The 957-nt window shown below is 74.1% G+C and carries 2 protein-coding genes; one reads left to right on the forward strand and one right to left on the reverse strand.

The window, feature by feature from the left end:
• Positions 1-345 (forward strand): pyridoxal-phosphate dependent enzyme (locus B8460_RS20265; protein ID WP_048863436.1); only part of this gene is annotated, 345 nt, incomplete at its 5' end.
• Between the two features lie 24 nt (positions 346-369).
• Here B8460_RS20265 and B8460_RS20270 read toward each other — a convergent pair.
• Positions 370-807, reverse strand: a complete 438-nt coding sequence (locus B8460_RS20270; protein WP_052945325.1) for a hypothetical protein — start codon at positions 805-807, stop codon at positions 370-372.
• Between the last annotated feature and the right edge of the window lie 150 nt (positions 808-957).

The raw sequence follows: 957 nt of genomic DNA on the forward strand, positions 1-957 counted from the left end.
GCCCGCTCGCTCGCCGCCGGCGCGCGGGTCGCGGCACGGCCGTGCGGATCGCTGCTGTGCGACGCGCTGCTGTCGCCGATGCCCGGCCGGCTGACCTTCGCGATCAACGCCCCGCGCCTGGCCGGCGCCCTGTCGGTGACGGATGATGAGGCGCTGGCCGCCATGGCCTTCGCCTTTCGCCACCTCAAGGTCGTGGTGGAGCCGGGCGGGGCGGTCGCGCTCGCGGCGCTGTTGTCCGGCCGGTTCGACGCGCGCGGCCGGGTGGTCGGCGTCGTGCTCAGCGGCGGCAACGTCGATCCGGCGACCTTCGCCCGCGCGCTGGCGACGGAGCCTTCGGCCGCCTAGGCTCGGCCGTTCCCGCCGCCGCCGTCAGTGATGGCCGCCGCCGCCGCCGTGGAACCCGCCGCCATGGAAGCCGCCGCCGTGGAAGCCGCCATGGAACATGCCGCCGCGGAAACCGTGATACATGCCCCACGGATGGCCGCCGTAATAATGGCCGGGCCAGTAATGGCCGCCCCAGTAGCGGCCGCCGAAATACCCGCCGGCGAAGCCGCCCCAGCCGAAGAACAGCGGCGCGCCCCAGAAATCATAGCCGAGCGAGTCGCCGTATTCCCACGGGTAATAGTCGTCGAACGCCGGATACCCCCCGCCCGCGAAGGCCGCCGTATAGCCCGGCGAATAGGCGGCATAGCCGGTACTGTCGTAGCCGATGCCGAGGTCGTCGGCGGTGCCGCCAGCCTGCAGCATGTTGCCGCGCGCGGTCATGCAGTTGGCATAGACCTGCTCGGGCGGCAGCGTCCGCGCCACCGCGCCCCCCGCCGCCGGCGCACCGCCGGCCGTCCCGGTGGGTGGCGCGCCGGGGGAGGCAGTTCCGCCGGCGGGTATGCCGTTGGATGTGCCGGTGTATGTGCCGGGCGATGCGCTAACTGGCGCTCCGCCGCCGGGCGTCGCCGCGCC

The organism is Acidisphaera rubrifaciens HS-AP3, from assembly GCF_000964365.1.
In the GTDB taxonomy this organism is placed as follows: Bacteria; Pseudomonadota; Alphaproteobacteria; order Acetobacterales; family Acetobacteraceae; genus Acidisphaera; species Acidisphaera rubrifaciens.